At 71.3% G+C, this 15,353-nt stretch carries 13 protein-coding genes; 5 read left to right on the forward strand and 8 right to left on the reverse strand.

The genetic code is table 11. The features are described 5' to 3' along the window. Positions 1-550: 550 nt before the first annotated feature. From BLV02_RS29150 to BLV02_RS29160, 3 genes are read right to left on the reverse strand one after another with little or no spacing between them, the layout of a single operon-like run. Positions 551-1,156: a TIGR03086 family metal-binding protein gene (locus BLV02_RS29150; protein WP_083289216.1), complete on the reverse strand. Its 606-nt coding sequence runs from the start codon at positions 1,154-1,156 to the stop codon at positions 551-553. Continuing rightward, the gene (locus BLV02_RS29155; RefSeq protein WP_083289217.1) at positions 1,153-2,241 is read right to left on the reverse strand and encodes a sigma-70 family RNA polymerase sigma factor; all 1,089 of its coding nucleotides are present in this window, start codon (positions 2,239-2,241) and stop codon (positions 1,153-1,155) included. Before BLV02_RS29155 ends, BLV02_RS29150 begins: the two co-directional genes overlap by 4 nt. After that, on the reverse strand, positions 2,238-2,642 hold the full coding sequence (locus BLV02_RS29160) for a VOC family protein (protein WP_069114949.1): 405 nt from the start codon (positions 2,640-2,642) through the stop codon (positions 2,238-2,240). The genes BLV02_RS29155 and BLV02_RS29160 overlap by 4 nt, the downstream gene beginning before the upstream one ends. Before the next feature lie 98 nt (positions 2,643-2,740). Between BLV02_RS29160 and BLV02_RS29165 the strand changes: the two genes are divergently transcribed. Beyond that, a complete protein-coding gene (locus BLV02_RS29165) occupies positions 2,741-3,559 on the forward strand; it encodes an NAD(P)H-binding protein (RefSeq protein WP_069114976.1) in 819 nt (272 codons plus the stop codon). A gap of 832 nt (positions 3,560-4,391) precedes the next feature. On the opposite strand, the gene BLV02_RS29170 is transcribed toward BLV02_RS29165, so the two are convergent. From BLV02_RS29170 to BLV02_RS29185, 4 genes are read right to left on the reverse strand one after another with little or no spacing between them, the layout of a single operon-like run. After that, positions 4,392-5,378, reverse strand: a complete 987-nt coding sequence (locus tag BLV02_RS29170) for an ABC transporter permease (protein WP_069114950.1) — start codon at positions 5,376-5,378, stop codon at positions 4,392-4,394. After that, entirely contained in the window at positions 5,371-6,297 is a 927-nt protein-coding gene (locus tag BLV02_RS29175; protein WP_069114951.1) for an ABC transporter permease, read from the reverse strand. Before BLV02_RS29175 ends, BLV02_RS29170 begins: the two co-directional genes overlap by 8 nt. Before the next feature lie 11 nt (positions 6,298-6,308). Next, on the reverse strand, positions 6,309-7,679 hold the full coding sequence (locus tag BLV02_RS29180; protein WP_074946788.1) for a M14 family zinc carboxypeptidase: 1,371 nt from the start codon (positions 7,677-7,679) through the stop codon (positions 6,309-6,311). A 43-nt stretch (positions 7,680-7,722) separates the two neighbouring features. After that, positions 7,723-9,336, reverse strand: a complete 1,614-nt coding sequence (locus BLV02_RS29185; protein WP_069114953.1) for a peptide ABC transporter substrate-binding protein — start codon at positions 9,334-9,336, stop codon at positions 7,723-7,725. A 228-nt stretch (positions 9,337-9,564) separates the two neighbouring features. On the opposite strand from BLV02_RS29185, the gene BLV02_RS29190 reads away from it, so the two are divergent. The 3 genes from BLV02_RS29190 to BLV02_RS36800 all read left to right on the forward strand — a co-directional run bounded on the left by BLV02_RS29190 (position 9,565) and on the right by BLV02_RS36800 (position 12,854). Next, complete coding sequence (locus BLV02_RS29190) at positions 9,565-10,059, forward strand: GbsR/MarR family transcriptional regulator (protein ID WP_069114954.1); 495 nt, start codon at positions 9,565-9,567, stop codon at positions 10,057-10,059. Between the two features lie 529 nt (positions 10,060-10,588). Beyond that, positions 10,589-11,929, forward strand: a complete 1,341-nt coding sequence (gene phoH2, locus BLV02_RS29195; RefSeq protein WP_069114955.1) for an RNA 5'-3' helicase PhoH2 — start codon at positions 10,589-10,591, stop codon at positions 11,927-11,929. 373 nt (positions 11,930-12,302) lie between these two features. Then, positions 12,303-12,854: an aggregation-promoting factor C-terminal-like domain-containing protein gene (locus BLV02_RS36800; protein WP_069114956.1), complete on the forward strand. Its 552-nt coding sequence runs from the start codon at positions 12,303-12,305 to the stop codon at positions 12,852-12,854. Between the two features lie 64 nt (positions 12,855-12,918). On the opposite strand, the gene BLV02_RS29205 is transcribed toward BLV02_RS36800, so the two are convergent. Continuing rightward, positions 12,919-14,316, reverse strand: coding sequence for a class II fumarate hydratase (locus BLV02_RS29205; protein WP_069114957.1), 1,398 nt, complete (start codon positions 14,314-14,316; stop codon positions 12,919-12,921). Between the two features lie 225 nt (positions 14,317-14,541). On the opposite strand from BLV02_RS29205, the gene BLV02_RS29210 reads away from it, so the two are divergent. Continuing rightward, positions 14,542-15,336, forward strand: a complete 795-nt coding sequence (locus BLV02_RS29210) for a ferritin family protein (RefSeq protein WP_069114958.1) — start codon at positions 14,542-14,544, stop codon at positions 15,334-15,336. Positions 15,337-15,353: the final 17 nt, after the last annotated feature.

Below are 15,353 nucleotides of genomic sequence, written 5' to 3' on the forward strand. Positions count from 1 at the left end.
GTGCTCGCCGCGCTCGCCGTGCCGCCGCGTCCGCCGTGCCGCCGCCGCGCCGGCGCGCCCGCCGTGGTCTGCGGCATTGTGCCCTTCGCCGTCGGCGGCCCGTCGAGCGTGCGCCGCCGGCACCCGCCGCACCCGCATCGCCCACCCTGGTCCGCGGCCTTCTGACCGCTCGCCGCCGGCATCCGCCGCGCCGCGCTGCCCGCTGCGGCCGGGCCCTGCTCGCGCCATCCGCCCACTGCGGCCGGGCCCTGCTCGCGCCATCCGCCCACCGTGGCCGGGCCCTGCTCGCGCCATCCGCCCACTGCGGCCGGGCCCTGCTCGCGCCATCCGCCCACCGTGGCCGGGCCCTGCTCGCGCCATCCGCCCACTGCGGCCGGGCCCTGCTCGCGCCATCCGCCCACCGTGGCCGGGCCCTGCTCGCACCATCCGCCCACCGCGGCCCGGCCCGCCGTCGTCGCCTGCCGTTCGCCGTCCGCGGGGTAGGTATGACCCGCCCCTCTAGGGAGGGAGCCCACCCTACGGGCGGGCACCGACAACGTTCGTCCGCTCGCTACCGCCGAGTCCCGGGAGCCACTCCCTGCGCCGTCGCACGGCCGAGGAACGCCAGCAGCCGCACGTCCACCCCGCCGCCGTCGTGCACGGGCAGCGGCGGCGCGAACCGGGCCGGCCGATCTCCGTCGTCGACCAGTAGGTTCGACACCTCCAGCAGCCGCCGCGCGAACGACGACGGCAGCGGCCGGTCGGCGCCGCACGCGCGGGCGACGTCCCAGCCGTGGACCGCGATCTCCAGCGCGCCGGTCGCCGCGACCGTCCGAGCGGCCAGCCACCGCTCGCCGACCGCGACGACGTCCGGCCCGGAACCGGCGGCGCACCGCGCCAGCAGCGTCCTGGCCCGCCACCGAAGCGTGCCGACGGGGTCCGCGTCGCCCCCCGCTTCATCCGCCGCGCTGGACGGGACGGCGACCCGGCCGGTGTCCGTCGCCTCGAGCAGCGCCAGCAGCGAGTCGTTCAGGTGCCGCAGCAGCGCACCGAGGTCCCAGCCCGCGCACGGCGTCGGCCGCGACAACAGGTCCGGCCGCACCAGTCCCAGGCTGACCGTCGTGTAGCCGAGCGCCCGTTCGAGCAGTTCCGCCGCGTCGGCCGGCGGGCCGGTCACGGCAGCACGTCCGGCAGCCCGAATCGCGGGAACAGGCTCACGTCGAAGAACTGCGCGATGTGGGTGAGGCCGGTCGGGCCGGCCGACACGACCTGCACCGCGAACGGCCGGTAGACGCCGTCGTCGCCGCGCAGGTACTGCGCCAGAGCCGGCTGCCCGTTCGCGGACGTGCGGACGATGCGGAGGTCGCCGGCGCGCTTCATCGGGCACTGGACCCGGATCAGCTCGCCGATGTCGGACGGGCCGACGAACCAGGCGGCGAACGGCGGCATCTCCCAGACGGCGTCGGCGGTGAGCAGCCGCACGAGCGCGTCGATGTCGTAGGACTCGAACGCGGCGACGTACTGATCGAGCAGCTCCTCGCGCTCAGGCGGCAGCGGTTCGATGGCGTCGTCCTCGGACGGCGCGACCTTGTCGAGCTGGGCGTGCGCGCGCTGCAGCATGCTGTTGACGGCGGCGGTCGAGGTGCCGATCAGGTCGGCGACCTCCGCGGCCTTCCAGCGCAGCACGTCACGCAGCACCAGGACGGCGCGCTGCCGCGGCGGCAGGTGCTGCAGCGCCGCGACCAGCGCCAATCGGACGCTCTCGCGGGACGTGACGACGGACGCGGGGTCGGCGCCGTCGCTGCCGACCCCGACCGCGACGTCGGGCAGCGGCTCCAGCCACGGCACCTCGGATCGTTCGGCGAGGTCGCCGCTCGGCTCGGTGCTCGGCCCGCCCAGTCCCGTCGGCATGGGCCGGCGACCGCGGCTCTCCAGCGCGGTGAGGCAGGCGTTCGTCGCGATGCGGTAGAGCCACGTGCGCAGTGACGAGCGGTCCTCGAAGCGGTCGTAGGCGCGCCAGGCGCGCAGATACGTCTCCTGCACGAGGTCCTCGGCGTCGTGGACGGAGCCGAGCATGCGGTAGCAGTGCGCGAGCAACTCGCGCCGGTACGGCTGGGCCAACTGCTGGAAGTCGCCCGCAGTCTCGCCGGTGGTCGTGGTGTGCACCGTCGCCTCCCTCGTCCTCCGCCGACGATACGCCGCCGAATGGTCTGCTCGGCGACCGTCGGCAATGGACGGGAGGGCGGTGAGCGCGGTGGTCATGCCTGGTCCGGTGCGTGGTCCGCGGCCAGCTGGGCCTGGTGCTCGGGGCTGATCTGGATGAGCTGGACGTAGTTGCCGTCCGGGTCGATCGCCGTGGCGAAGAGGCTGCCGTCGCGGTCCTCCAACGGGGCCAGCCAGCTGACGCCCATGTCGTCCAGCCGGGCGACGACGGAGCGCGCGTCGTCGACGTCGAAGTTGAGGATCATCCGGCCGGGCTCGGGGTTCGCCGCCCCGACGTCGTCGCGCTGGTCGATCATCAGGTGGAAGGCGCCGTAGCGCAGCATCCGGTAGTCGCCAACGCGCGCGTCGTCGGACGGCGTGAGCGCGGCGGCGTACCAGGCGCCGAGGCGGTCCGGGTCGGTGCTGGACAGCAGGATGCTCGCGAGGCTGGCGGTGCTCATCGGGTCTCCCTCTGGTGGCTGTACTCGGGTAGACCGGTGGGCGCGCGGAAAGTCATCGCTGCCGGACGTTGTCAGTGGCCCCTGGTTCACTGATGATCATGAACGAGCAAGCCATCCTGGTCCTGGGCAGCACCGGCACCGTCGGCCGCCGGTTGTCCGACCGGCTGCGCGACGCGGGTGCGCCCGTGCGTGCGGCCTCCCGCCACGGCGACGTCCGGTTCGACTGGTCCGCGCCGCCGACGTGGGAACCCGCGCTCGCCGGCGCCGACCGGTTGTTCCTCATGGCGCCCGACGGCGTGCCGGTCGATCCCGCGTTCGTCGCCCTGGCGGTCGAGTCCGGCGTGCGCCGCGTGGTGCTGCTGTCCAGCCGCGGCATCGACGTCATGGGCGACGACCGGCTGCTCGCCGCCGAGTCCGTGGTGCGTGGGTCGGGTGCGGAGTGGACCATCCTGCGGGCCGACTGGTTCGACCAGAACTTCGACGAGGGCTTCTTCCGGCCCGCCGTCGTCGCCGGTGAGCTGGCGTTGCCCCTGGGCGACCTCCGCCAGGCCTTCGTCGACGCCGGCGACATCGCCGCCGTGGCCGCTGTCGCCCTCACCTCGTCCGGCCACGGCGGCGTTCGTTACGACGTCACCGGCCCGCGGGCGCTGTCGTTCGGCGCGGCGGCCGAGATCATCGCCCGCGCGTCCGGGCGTCCGCTGCGTTACCTCGGTTCAGAGGACGACTACCTCGCCCAGCAGTCCCGCCTCGGCGTGCCCCGCGACGCGGCCGCCGCCGCTGCCTCGGCGTTCGCCGCCCTCCGTTCCTCCGGCCACAGCGAGCCGTCCGAGGTCGTGCTCCGGCTCACCGGACGGCCACCGCTGTCCTTCGAGACCTACGCCGCCGGTGCCGCGGCCGCCGGGGCGTGGGCCGAGTGATGGCGGCCGCGATGGTCAGGCGCGCCCGGGGTCGAGGCCCGGGGCACCGAGGGCTGGGGACGGGCTGGTCGTGGCGGGCCGGCGGCATCCTGGGCGTCCGGGGCGTCCGGGGCGTGCGGAGAAGGGAGGACTGACTGGAGAGCTCGAGTGAAGTAACTGGTGCTACGGTGCGCGCCGATCGGTGCGCACTGGACATGCTCCGCGCTTGGCGGTGACACGGCACATCTCCTGGTCCGGCGGACGACGCTCGTGCGTCTGCCCGCTGGACCGGCGTCCCGTCCCGGTCGGCGGCTGGTTGATGGGCCCGTGTGGGTGGCCCGGCGGACGGCCACCCCGACTGGCCCGTGCTGGGTCGGGCCGCCGTGGTACCGAGCTCAGTTGGCGACCGCTTCTGGGTCGGCGTTGTCTGAGTCGAGCCGCCTGGCGCGTGAGGTCACGGCGTGCGAGCGCCGCCGGGCGGCACCTACAGCCCGCGGCCCGAAGTGCGAGCCCCCTGACACCCGGTCCGAGACCGGGTCCGGGACCGGGGTCGGCGGCTTCGGCGGGATCCGGGGCGGCGCTCGGCGGGACCGGCGAACCAGGGCGATACCCCGGGACCGGGACCGGCGGCTCCGGCGGGATCCGGGACGGCACTCGGCGGGACCGGGGAACCAGGGCGATACCCCGGGACCGGGACCGGCGGCTCCGGCGGGATCCGGGACGGCGCCCGGCGGGACCGGGGAACCAGGGCGGTGCCCGGCGGGACCGGGCCGGTACCCGGGGTGCGGTTGGTGCAGGCGGCCGTCAGACCGCCCGCACCGCGGCTGCGCGAGACCCTGGGCCGAAGCCCGGCTCAGCGCAGCCGCGGGTCCAGGGCGTCGCGGATGAGGTCGCCGAGGACGATGAAGCTGAGCACCGTCAGGCTGAGGAACAGCGACGGGAAGATCAGCAGGTGCGGGGCGGCCGCGAAGTCCGTCGACGCGTTGGAGAGTTGCAGGCCCCAGGAGATCGCGGGCGCCTGCAGGCCGACGCCGAGGAAGGTGAGGGTGGACTCGACGACGATGACCGTGCCGATGTCGAGGGTCACCATGACCATGATCGGCGTGATCGCGTTGGGCAGCACATGCCGTCGCAGCAGCCACAGTTTGCTGCCGCCGAGGCCGACCGATGCGCGCACGTAGTCCATGTCGCGGACCTGGATGACGCTCGACCGCATCACCCGGGTCATCGAGGGCCAGCGGAAGAGGGCGAGGACGAGGGCGACGGTCCAGATGCTGCGCGCCTCGAACGCCGTCAGCACGACCAGCGCGCCGAGCAGGAACGGGAACCCGAAGAACACGTCGGCGAACCGCGACACGACGGCGTCGACCACCCGGCCGAAGAAGCCGGCCAGGCTGCCCAGCACCAACGCGAGCGCCAACGTCAGCGCCGTCACCAGCACGCCGACGCTGATCGAGGCGCGGGCGCCGTAGACGACGTTCGCGTACACGTCGCAGCCCTGCTTGTCGAAGCCGAACGGATGCCCCGACGCCGGTCCCTCGATGCTGCGCGACAGGTCGCACACCCGGGGGTCGCCGTTGCCGAACCAGCCGGCGAACAGCTGCGGCGCGATCGCCACCACGATCAGCAGGATCACCAGCAGCGACGCGACGACGAACAGCGGGCGGCGGCGCAGCTCCCGCCAGGCGTCGCCGACGAGCGTCGACGACTTCCCGGCCGCGTCGGAGCCGGCGCCCGAGCCCGAACCCGGCACCCCCGAAGCCCCCGCAGCCCCGGAGGACGCCGGCGAGCCGGCGGCCCCCGGATCGCTGGTCGTGATGGCGGACGTGGGATCACTCATGACGGATCCTCGGGTCGAGCACGCCGTAGAGCAGGTCCACGACGAGGTTGGCCAGGAGGAAGATCACGACGAGGACGGTGGCGACGCCGACGACGACGGGCCCCTGCTGCGACGCGATGGACGTGAACAGCAGCTGGCCGACGCCGGGCAGGTTGAAGACGCCCTCGATGATGACGGTGCCGCCGAGCAGGTAGCCGAGGTCGATGCCCAGGAACGTCACGGCCGGGATCAGCGAGTTCCGCAGCACGTGCCGGTACACCACCCGCCGCCGGCTCAGCCCCTTCGCCGTCGCCGTCTTGACGTAGTCGGCGCGCAGGTTCTCCAGCATGCTGGCTCGCACCAGCCGCGCCACCGACGCCAGACCGAAGATCGCGAGGATCAGCGACGGCAGCAGGTAGCTCACCGGCCACCCCTCGTCGACGCCGGAGACGGGGACGATGCCGAGCTTGACGCCGAACACGATCTGCGCGGTGTACGCGAGCACGAACACCGGGATCGAGATCACGCCGACGGTGAAGAACAGCACCGTGTGGTCCAGCCAGGTGCCCTTGCGCAGCGCCGTCAGCACGCCCAGCCCGATGCCCACGACGACCTGGATCACCCACGCCGTCAGCGCGAGCCGGATCGTCACCGGCCAGCGCTGCCCCATGAGGTCTGCCACCGGGCGGCCGTTGAAGTCGGTGCCGAGGTCGCCGGTGAACAGGTTGCCGAGGTACTTCACGTACTGCAGCAGCACCGGGTCGTTCAGGTTGAACTGCTCCCGCATCGCGTTGACGACGCTCTCCGGCAGCTGGCGGTCGCCGCCCAGGGCGCGGATCGGGTCGCCCGGCAGCGCGTAGACGGCCAGGTAGATGAGCAGCGTCACGCCGAAGAACACCAGCACCAGCTGCAGCAGGCGCGAGACGACGTACTTGCTCATACCGGGCGACCTCAGCCCTGCCGTGCGGCGTGGGCGGCGGTGACGAGGATGGCGGCGTACTGCACGGCCGCAAGCTTGCCGTACGGGATGGCCTCCGCGGGGGTCACTTCGGCGGCTTCGGCGGCCCAGGTCTCGTAGAGCGCGTCCATCGCGGCCCGCTGCTCGCGCAGCACCGGCGTGCCGTTGCCGATGGCCAGCTCGCCGTCGAGCGCCCGCAGCAGCGTCCCGCCCCAGCGCAGCCGGAACATGTGCACGACGTCGAGGCAGCCGAACTGCTCGGACACCGACGCCGGCCGCTGCGAGGACGGGTCGGCGGCACGGTGCTCGCTCTGCTTGGCCGCCTTGGCCAGTATCGGCACGAACGCCTCGGACGAGCGCAGGAACGGCGAGCGCGCGGTGAGGTCGGGCCGGGCCGCGGTGAGGAGGCGGTCCAGCCGGGCGTGCGTCTCGCGCAGCCCTTCGGCCTGCTCACGGAGGACGTCGGCGTAGCTGCGGGTGAGCAGGGTGTCGTCGTTGGCGTCGGGATGGATCCAGTACGGCATCTCCGTGACCAGCGTCAGCGTGCCGTACTTCGCGGCGTACGCCGCGCTGGACCCGCCCGCCTGCCGGTCCGTCGGGTCGAGCCCGGCGGCCTCGGTGAAGTCGTACTGGTCCTCGCTGCGGATCATCCCGAAGATCGCCGGCGCGTACCGGTCGACGTACGGGGCCTCCGGCTCGCCGGTGTCCAGCGGCAGGTCGACGTCGGCGGCGATCTGGTGCAGCAGCGGGTAGAGCTCGGGCTCCGGGCGGGACAGGTAGTAGTAGACGCCGCCGTACTCGCCGTTGTGCAGCGAGCACATGAAGGCCGGCTCGGTGTCGTCGATCAGCCGCATCAGCGCGACCGTCTCGGGCATCATCCGGTCGAAGTACGCCTTCTTGTAGGCGAACGGGAACGTCCACTCGACCTGCTCGTCCGGGGCCGGACGGTAGAACCGGCGGCCGTACGCGGGCCGGTTCAGGGGGCCGCGGAACCAGCCCTCGTTGAGCCGCATGCCGTCGGGGTCGATGCACGGCACGATGTGCCAGGTGTAGTCCAGGCGGTCCAGCAGTTCGCGGTCGGCCGTCAGCCGCTCGATCAGGTGCAGGGCGGTGATGTTGCCGATCGGCTCGTTCGGGTGCACGCCGCCGAAGACGACGGCGTGCCGGTCCGCGGAGCCGATCGTGATGGCCTCGATCGGCTCGCCGAGCCGCGACGTGCCCACCCGGCGGATCCGGGTCACGTCCGGGTGCGCCGCGTGCGTGCGCTCCAGCGCCGCGGCCAGCTCGTCGACCGTGGGGAACGCGTCGGCCTCCGGCTGTACCCGTAGTGCCTCGTCGACCAGGTGGGACGTCGGGATCGTCACTCTCTGCCCTTCTCTGCGCGTGCTGACCTTGGCGCGGCCGCCGTCAGTTGACGACGACCTCGTTGAGCTCGATCTGGTCGAACCCGATGATCACGTTGGAGACATTGCTGCTGTGCGCGTAGACGTACTTGGCGTAGAACAGCGGGACGATCGGGAAGTCCTCGATGATCCGCTCCTCGGCCGCCTTGTACAGCTCGGTCGCCTCGTCCAGCGACGGCGCCGCGTCGGCCTGCGCGATCAGCTCGTCCACCTCGGGGTTCGAGTAGCCGCCGCCACCTTCGCGGGCGTCGCCGTGCGAGCTGAACACCGCGAAGAGCTGGCTCTGCATGCTCGGGTAGAGCGAGCCCCAGCCGCCGCGGAAGGGGCCGCTGGCCTGCTGCGTGCGCAGCGCGTCGAGGAACTGGACGAAGCCCGGCTGGCTGCGCGTCGTGACCTCTTCGATGCCCAGGTTCTGCCGGATCTGGTTGGCCAGCGCCTCGAACGTCTGGTCGTAGCCGACGCCGCCGGGGAACCAGATCTCCATCGGGCCCTCCCAGCCGCCGGCCTCGGCCAGCAGCTCCTTGGCCCGGTCGGGGTCGAACTCGCAGAATTCACCGCACATGCCCTCGGTGCCGCCGCCCGGGGCGGACGGGCCGTGGTACGACGTCGCCGGCGTGTAGAGGCCGCCGAAGATGGCCTCGTTGACGGCGTCGCGGTCGATCGACATCGAGATGGCCTGACGCAGCCGCGGGTCCTGGAAGCGCGGGTCCCACAGCGGGAAGCCGAGCCAGTCCAGCCGGACCGCGTTGAACGCGACGAAGCTGTCCGCGAAGTCGGTGGCGACCTGCTTGTACTTCTCCTGCGGCACCGACACGATGTCGACGGCGCCGCCGATCGCGTCGGTGTAGGCCGTGGTGGTGTCGCTGTAGATGCGGAACGTGATGCCGTCGGCGTTCGGCTGCGGACCCTGGTAGTCCTCGTACCGGGTCACCGCCAGCTGCACGTCGTGTTCCCACGCGCCGTCCATCATGTACGGCCCGTTGCCGACCGGTGCCTCGTTGAACGCGTCGAAGTCGGCGAACGCGACCTCGGGCAGCGGGTAGAAGCCCGGCTGGCCCAGCTTGTACGGGAACTGGCTGTCGGCCGCCTTGAGCGTCACCCGCAGCGTGTTCTCGTCGACCACCTCGACGCCGGACAGCGTGTCGGTGGCGGGGGTGCCCTCGGCCGGGTTCAGCTCGTCCCAGCCGACGATGCCGGACAGCTGGGCGTTGTTGGCCCACGCGTTCGGCCCGTACGCCGTGGCGTTCCAGGCGTCGGCGTAGCTCTGTGCGGTCACCGTCGTGCCGTCGTGGAACGTCCACCCCGGCTTGAGGGCGATGGTCCAGACGATGTTGTCGTCGCTCTCGATCGACTCGGCGTTCAGCATCTGCGGTTCGCTCTGGTCGCCGAACCTGACCAGGCCGGAGAAGAGCGCGTGCATCTCGTCGAACGCGCCCTGGGACCGGCCCGGAAGAAGGGCGTCGGGTTCGTCGATGCCGACGGAGAACGTGCCGCCGGTGCTCTCGCCGCCGCCGTCCCCGCCGGTGTCGGAGGTGTCGTCGGAGCCGCCACCGCAGGCGGTGACGGTGAAGAGAGCAGCACCGACAGCGAGTGCTGCGAGCCGTTGCCACGTGCGCATGGTCACCTCTCGGGGTGTGCCGCGGGCAGTCTCGGTGCCCGATCGCTTGAAGTGTGGGTGAATCTAGTGACACTCTGAACTTTCAAGCAAGAGATATTCTCATCGAACTTTCAGAAGTTACTGAGACTTAATCGTAGGCGTCGGAGGGGCGGCACATGCCCCGAACGCCGAATCACCACTGGCGGACCCCGGTGGTCATGGCCCACCATGTGGGCCGGAGGAGGTGTCATGGCGGACGACCGGGCCAAGCTCGAGTTCTTCGTCGAGGAGCTCGGGCTGCTCTTCGAAGAGATGGGGGAGCGGCGCATGAACGGCCGCGTCCTCGGCTACCTCATGCTGAGCGCCGACCCCCACGTGTCCACGGCGGAGCTGATGCAGGAGTTGAACGCCAGCGCCGGCTCCATCTCCGCGGCGACGCGCGCGCTCTCGGCGCCGGGTTTCATCCGCCGCGTGTCGGTCCCCGGCTCTCGCGGCCACTTCTACCGTGCCGACGACGACGTGTGGGGCGCGTTCCTCGCGACGGAGCACCGCTACCTCTACAAGCGGCAGCGTTTGGCCGACGAGGTCGTGGCCGCTCTCGGCGCCGAGGACGACATCGTCCGGCGCCGGATGGCCAACATGCGCGACTACTTCAACTGGCTCGAGGCCCGGCACCGCACCCTGGGTAACGAGTGGGAGGAGTACAAGCGCCAGCGCGATGCGGAGCGCGGCGACGCCGGCTGATCACGCGCGCTCGCCCGTTCCATGATCATCAACCATTCGTGTCGTGATGACAGCCCAGATTGCGGATGATCATGGCGACGCTGGGCGGGGACCGTGCTCCACCGAACGCGCGGCCGCCCCCGGTTGTGCCGTCGACCGCGCTGGGGCCGCGGGGTAGCGCTCGGCGGCCCGGAACCGAACCCTCACGCACCCGGTCCGGCCTGGACGAATCCACCGTCACCGCGGGCTGGCGGCGGAGAATGCGCACGTCAGTGGCCCCACACGGCCGATCCGTCCGGTCGTCGCCGCCGTTCGCGCAACACATCGTTAACGCGCCGTTCAGGCGTGTCCTATCGCCGGGATCATGCTTGGCAGTAATCTTGGCAGTGGCGGACGGTGGGTAGCCGGCCGCTCGGGAGGCCCGTCCTACGTGCTGACACCATGGCGCGAACGGAGGGCCGGCACCCGGCCCAGTGGGCTCGGTCCCGGCACTCCGCGCGACACAGACGCCTGAATAGTCAGGGTGCATTCAGGCGTGAGGGAGACGGACGTGGCCGCTTCCAAGACTCAGACCCGTCGTCGCACCACCCGGCAGGAGCCGGCTCGCCGCACCTACGTTCTCGATACGAGCGTGCTGCTGGCCGACCCGTACGCGATACTCCGCTTCGCGGAGCACGACGTCGTGTTGCCGATCGTGGTGATCACCGAACTCGAGGCCAAGCGCCACCATCCAGAGCTGGGCTACTTCGCCCGAGCAGCATTGCGGCTGCTGGACGAGTTGCGGGTGGAGCATGGCCGCCTCGACGACCCGATAGCGGTCGGCGATGAGGGTGGCACGGTCCGGGTCGAGCTGAACCACACCGATCCCGAGGTGCTGCCGGCCGGTTTCCGGCTGGGCGACAACGACTCCCGCATCCTGGCGGTGGCCCGCAACCTGGCCGCCGAGGGGCACGACGTGACGTTGGTGTCGAAGGACCTGCCGATGCGGGTCAAGGCGTCGTCGGTGGGGCTGCACGCCGAGGAGTACCGCGCCGAGACGGTCATCGAGTCCGGCTGGACGGGCATGGCTGAGCTCGAGGTGGCCGGCAGCCTGCTCGACGAGCTGTACGAGAACGGGTACGCCGACCTCGAGGAGGCCCGCGAGCTGCCCTGCCACACCGGCCTGGTGCTGCACAGCGAGCGCGGCAGCGGACTGGGCCGCATGACGGCGGACAAGCGGATCAAGCTGGTCCGCGGCGACCGCGAGGCGTTCGGCCTGCACGGACGGTCGGCGGAGCAGCGCATCGCGCTGGACCTCCTGCTCGACGACGAGGTCGGCATCGTGTCGATGGGCGGCCGGGCCGGCACGGGCAAGTCGGCGCTGGCGCTGTGTGCCGGGCTCGAGGCGGTGATGGAGCGGCGGCTGCACAAGAAGGTCGTCGTGTTCCGGCCGTTGTACGCGGTCGGCGGCCAGGACCTCGGCTACCTGCCGGGCAGCGAGTCGGAGAAGATGAACCCCTGGGCGCAGGCGGTGTTCGACACCCTCGGGGCGCTGACCACGCAGGACGTCATCGACGAGGTGGTCGAGCGGGGCATGCTCGAGGTGCTGCCGCTGACGCACATCCGCGGCCGGTCGCTGCACGACTCCTTCGTCATCGTCGACGAGGCGCAGTCGCTGGAGCGCAACGTGCTGCTGACGGTGCTGTCGCGCATCGGCAGCAACTCCCGGGTGGTCCTGACGCACGACGTCGGGCAGCGCGACAACCTGCGCGTCGGCCGTCACGACGGCGTCGTCGCGGTGGCCGAGAAGCTGAAGGGGCACCCGCTGTTCGCGCACGTGACGCTGACCCGGTCCGAGCGTTCGCCGATCGCCGCGCTGGTCACCGAGATGCTCGAACGGATGCCTGGGTGAGCGACGTCTCATTTACTTGATTCGTCAGCTATGTCGGGAACTCCCGTGTTGCCTCCGGTGACGCGGGAGTTCTCGCAGGTCAGGGCGGTGAGCAGAGGGAACGGCGACGGCGTGCGCGTCAGGCTCGGCGGGCCGTCCCTGCCTAGCGGCAGAGCGTCACGATGGGCCGTGTGACACGCCGCCGAGTTGGCAACGATCACGTTTCCATTGCAGTGTGGTGGGGCCCTACAGGAAGGTTCCCCCACTCGTGCATCGAAGACGAAGGCGCCTGCGCCGAGTCGCAGCAGGCCTCGGCATCCTCGCCTCGATCACCGTTCTCGCCACCCTCCTCACCGGGTGGCTCGTCGATTCCACCGGTTCCGGAACCGCCGCCGTGAGCACCCAGCAGCTGACGCTCCCTGAGGTCGGCGCGAAGGCCCAGTCGCCGGAGCTGCCGTCCCTCGAGGACGACCTCGCCGCGGCCGCCGAGGCCCAGGTGCAGGCCGAGGCCGAAGCAGCGGCCGCCGCGCAGGCTCAGGCGGAGGCCGAGGCCCAGGCGCAGGCTGAGGCCGAAGCGGCCGCCGCCGCGGAAGCGGCCCGCCAGGCCGCCGCCGAGGAGGCCGCCCGGTCGCTGGAACGGGCCGTCGAGGACCCGCAGTCCGCCGCCCGCACCCTGATGGCCGACTACGGCTGGGGCGACGACCAGTTCCAGTGCCTCGACAACCTGTGGACCCGCGAGTCCAACTGGCGACACACGGCCGAGAACCCGTCGTCGGGCGCGTACGGCATCCCGCAGTCGCTGCCGGCGGACAAGATGTCCCGCTTCGGCGACGACTACCGCACCAACCCGGTCACCCAGATCGAGTGGGGCCTCTGGTACATCGAGGGCCGGTACGGCGAACCGTGCAGCGCGTGGGCGCACTCCGAGTCCGTCGGCTGGTACTGACCCAAGAACGAACGACGAACCCCCGGCACCGAACGCAGGTGCCGGGGGTTCGCGCTGTCAGGACTCAGGACGGCGGGCGGGTCATGCTCAGCACGTCGAGCGCTTGGTCGAGCTGGTCCTCGGTGAGCTTGCCGTCGGCGACGTAGCCGCGCTCGACGACGACCTCGCGGATGGTCTTCCGCTCGGCCAGCGCCTGCTTGGCCACCTTGGCCGCCTCTTCGTAGCCGATGTAGCGGTTCAGCGGCGTGACGATGGACGGCGACGACTCGGCGTACTCGCGGTTGCGCTCTTCGTTGGCCTCGATGCCGGCGACGCAGCGGTCGGCGAACAGCCGCGAGATGTTGGCCAGCAGCCGGATGGACTCGAGCACGTTGCGCGCGATGACCGGCAGCATGACGTTCAGCTCGAAGTTGCCGGCGGCGCCCGCGAACGCCACCGTGGCGTCGTTGCCGACGACCTGCGCCGACACCATGCACAGCGCCTCGGGGATGACGGGGTTGACCTTGCCCGGCATGATCGACGAACCGGGCTGGAGGTCGGGCAGCGCGATCTCGGCCAGGCCGGCACGCGGGCCCGAGCCCATCCAGCGGACGTCGTTGGAGATCTTGTACAGCGACACCGCGATGGTGCGCAGCTGGCCGGACAGCTCGACCAGGCCGTCGCGCGCGCCCTGCGCCTCGAAGTGGTTGCGCGCCTCGGTGAACAGCAGCCCGGAGTCGGTGGCGATGCGCCCGATGACGGCGGCGGCGAACCCGGGTGGCGTGTTGATGCCGGTGCCGACGGCGGTGCCGCCCAGCGGGACCTCCGCGACCCGCGGCAGCACGGCCTCGAGCCGCTCGACGCCGTAGGCGACCTGCGCCGCGTAGCCGCCGAACTCCTGGCCGAGCGTGACGGGGGTGGCGTCCATCAGGTGCGTGCGGCCGCTCTTGACGACGGACACGAACTCGACGGCCTTGCGGGTGAGCTCGCCCTCGAGGTGGCGCAGCGCCGGGATGAGGTCTTCGACGACGGCGCGCGTGGCGGCGATGTGGATGGCCGTGGGGAACACGTCGTTGCTCGACTGCGACGCGTTGACGTGATCGTTCGGGTGCACCGGCCGGCCCAGCCGCTCGGTGGCGAGCGTGGCGATGACCTCGTTGGTGTTCATGTTGCTGGACGTGCCGGACCCGGTCTGGAAGACGTCGATGGGGAAGTGGACGTCGTGGCTGCCGCTCGCGACGTCGTCGGCGGCCTCCTGGACGGCCTTCGCGATGTCGGCGTCGAGCACCCCCAGCTCGGCGTTGACCTGCGCCGCCGCCCCCTTGATGGAGGCCAGCGCGCGGATCAGCGCACCCTCGATGGGCGTGCCGGAGATCGGGAAGTTCTCGACGGCGCGCTGGGTCTGCGCGCGGTACTTCGCCGCCGCGGGAACCCGTACCTCGCCCATGGTGTCGTGTTCGATGCGGTACTCCTGCTCGCTCATGTGCCCATCATCGTCGACCGGGCGTACGCGTGGTCTCGCGGGGTACTCCCGCGGGCGGCGCCGTCTCGGGGGTAGATCGGGGGAAAACCCGGGTGACTCAGGGCACATTGCCACGCACTATGAGAGGCAGGCATACTCGTTCTATAAAGAATGAGCCTCCGTTTTACGAGGACCTAGGGAGGGACGGGGCGCGGCACCCCCACTCCGCACTCGCCCCGGCACGTCATGGCCTTCGATATCCGCGACTACACCCGAACGTCTCGAGCCGTGCAGTGGCAGGACCTGCCGCTGGACGAGTTCCGGACCAACCCGCTACCGCCCGAGACGTTGCGCAGCCTGCGCTACATGTGCGACGTCGAGTACCACACCGTCTGCTACCTGCGCGACATGCTCGTCACGCCGTCGCACAAGGATCCGCAGGTCACCGCGTTCATGACGATGTGGAACATGGAGGAGTTCTGGCACGGCGAGGCGCTCGCCGAGGTGCTGAACCTGCATGGGATGTCCATCGACTACGACCACCTCAAGGCGACCCGCCTGAAGCTGGGCTGGCGCGACAAACTCGACCCGATCAAGCAGTCGCTGCTGGCCAACGTCGTCGGCCAGGACTTCGTCGCCGTCCACATGATCTGGGGCGCGGCGAACGAGTGGTCGGCCATCACGGCGTACAACCGGCTGGCCGAGCTGGAACGGCACCCCGTCCTCGCCGAACTGCTCAAACGCATCGCGAAGCAGGAGGCGCGGCACGTCGCGTTCTACGCCACCCAGGCCCGCGATCGGCTGGCCCGCAGCAAGAAGGCGCAGAAGATCGCCCGCTTCGCGCTGCGGAAGTTCTGGGGTCCGGTCGGCTCGGGCGTCATGGCCGAGACCGAGGTGCGGCACGTGCTGCGGCACCTGATGAGCGGACCGGACGGACGGCGCGCGGCCCGCTCCATCGACGAGCACATCGGGAAGATGCCGGGACTTTCCGGCCTGCGCATCGTCGAGGACGCACTGGAGCTGCGCGGGATCCCGGCCTGACCGCACTCTCACGCTGC

Origin of the sequence: Jiangella alba (genome assembly GCF_900106035.1) — a bacterium.
Lineage (GTDB): Bacteria > Actinomycetota > Actinomycetes > Jiangellales > Jiangellaceae > Jiangella > Jiangella alba.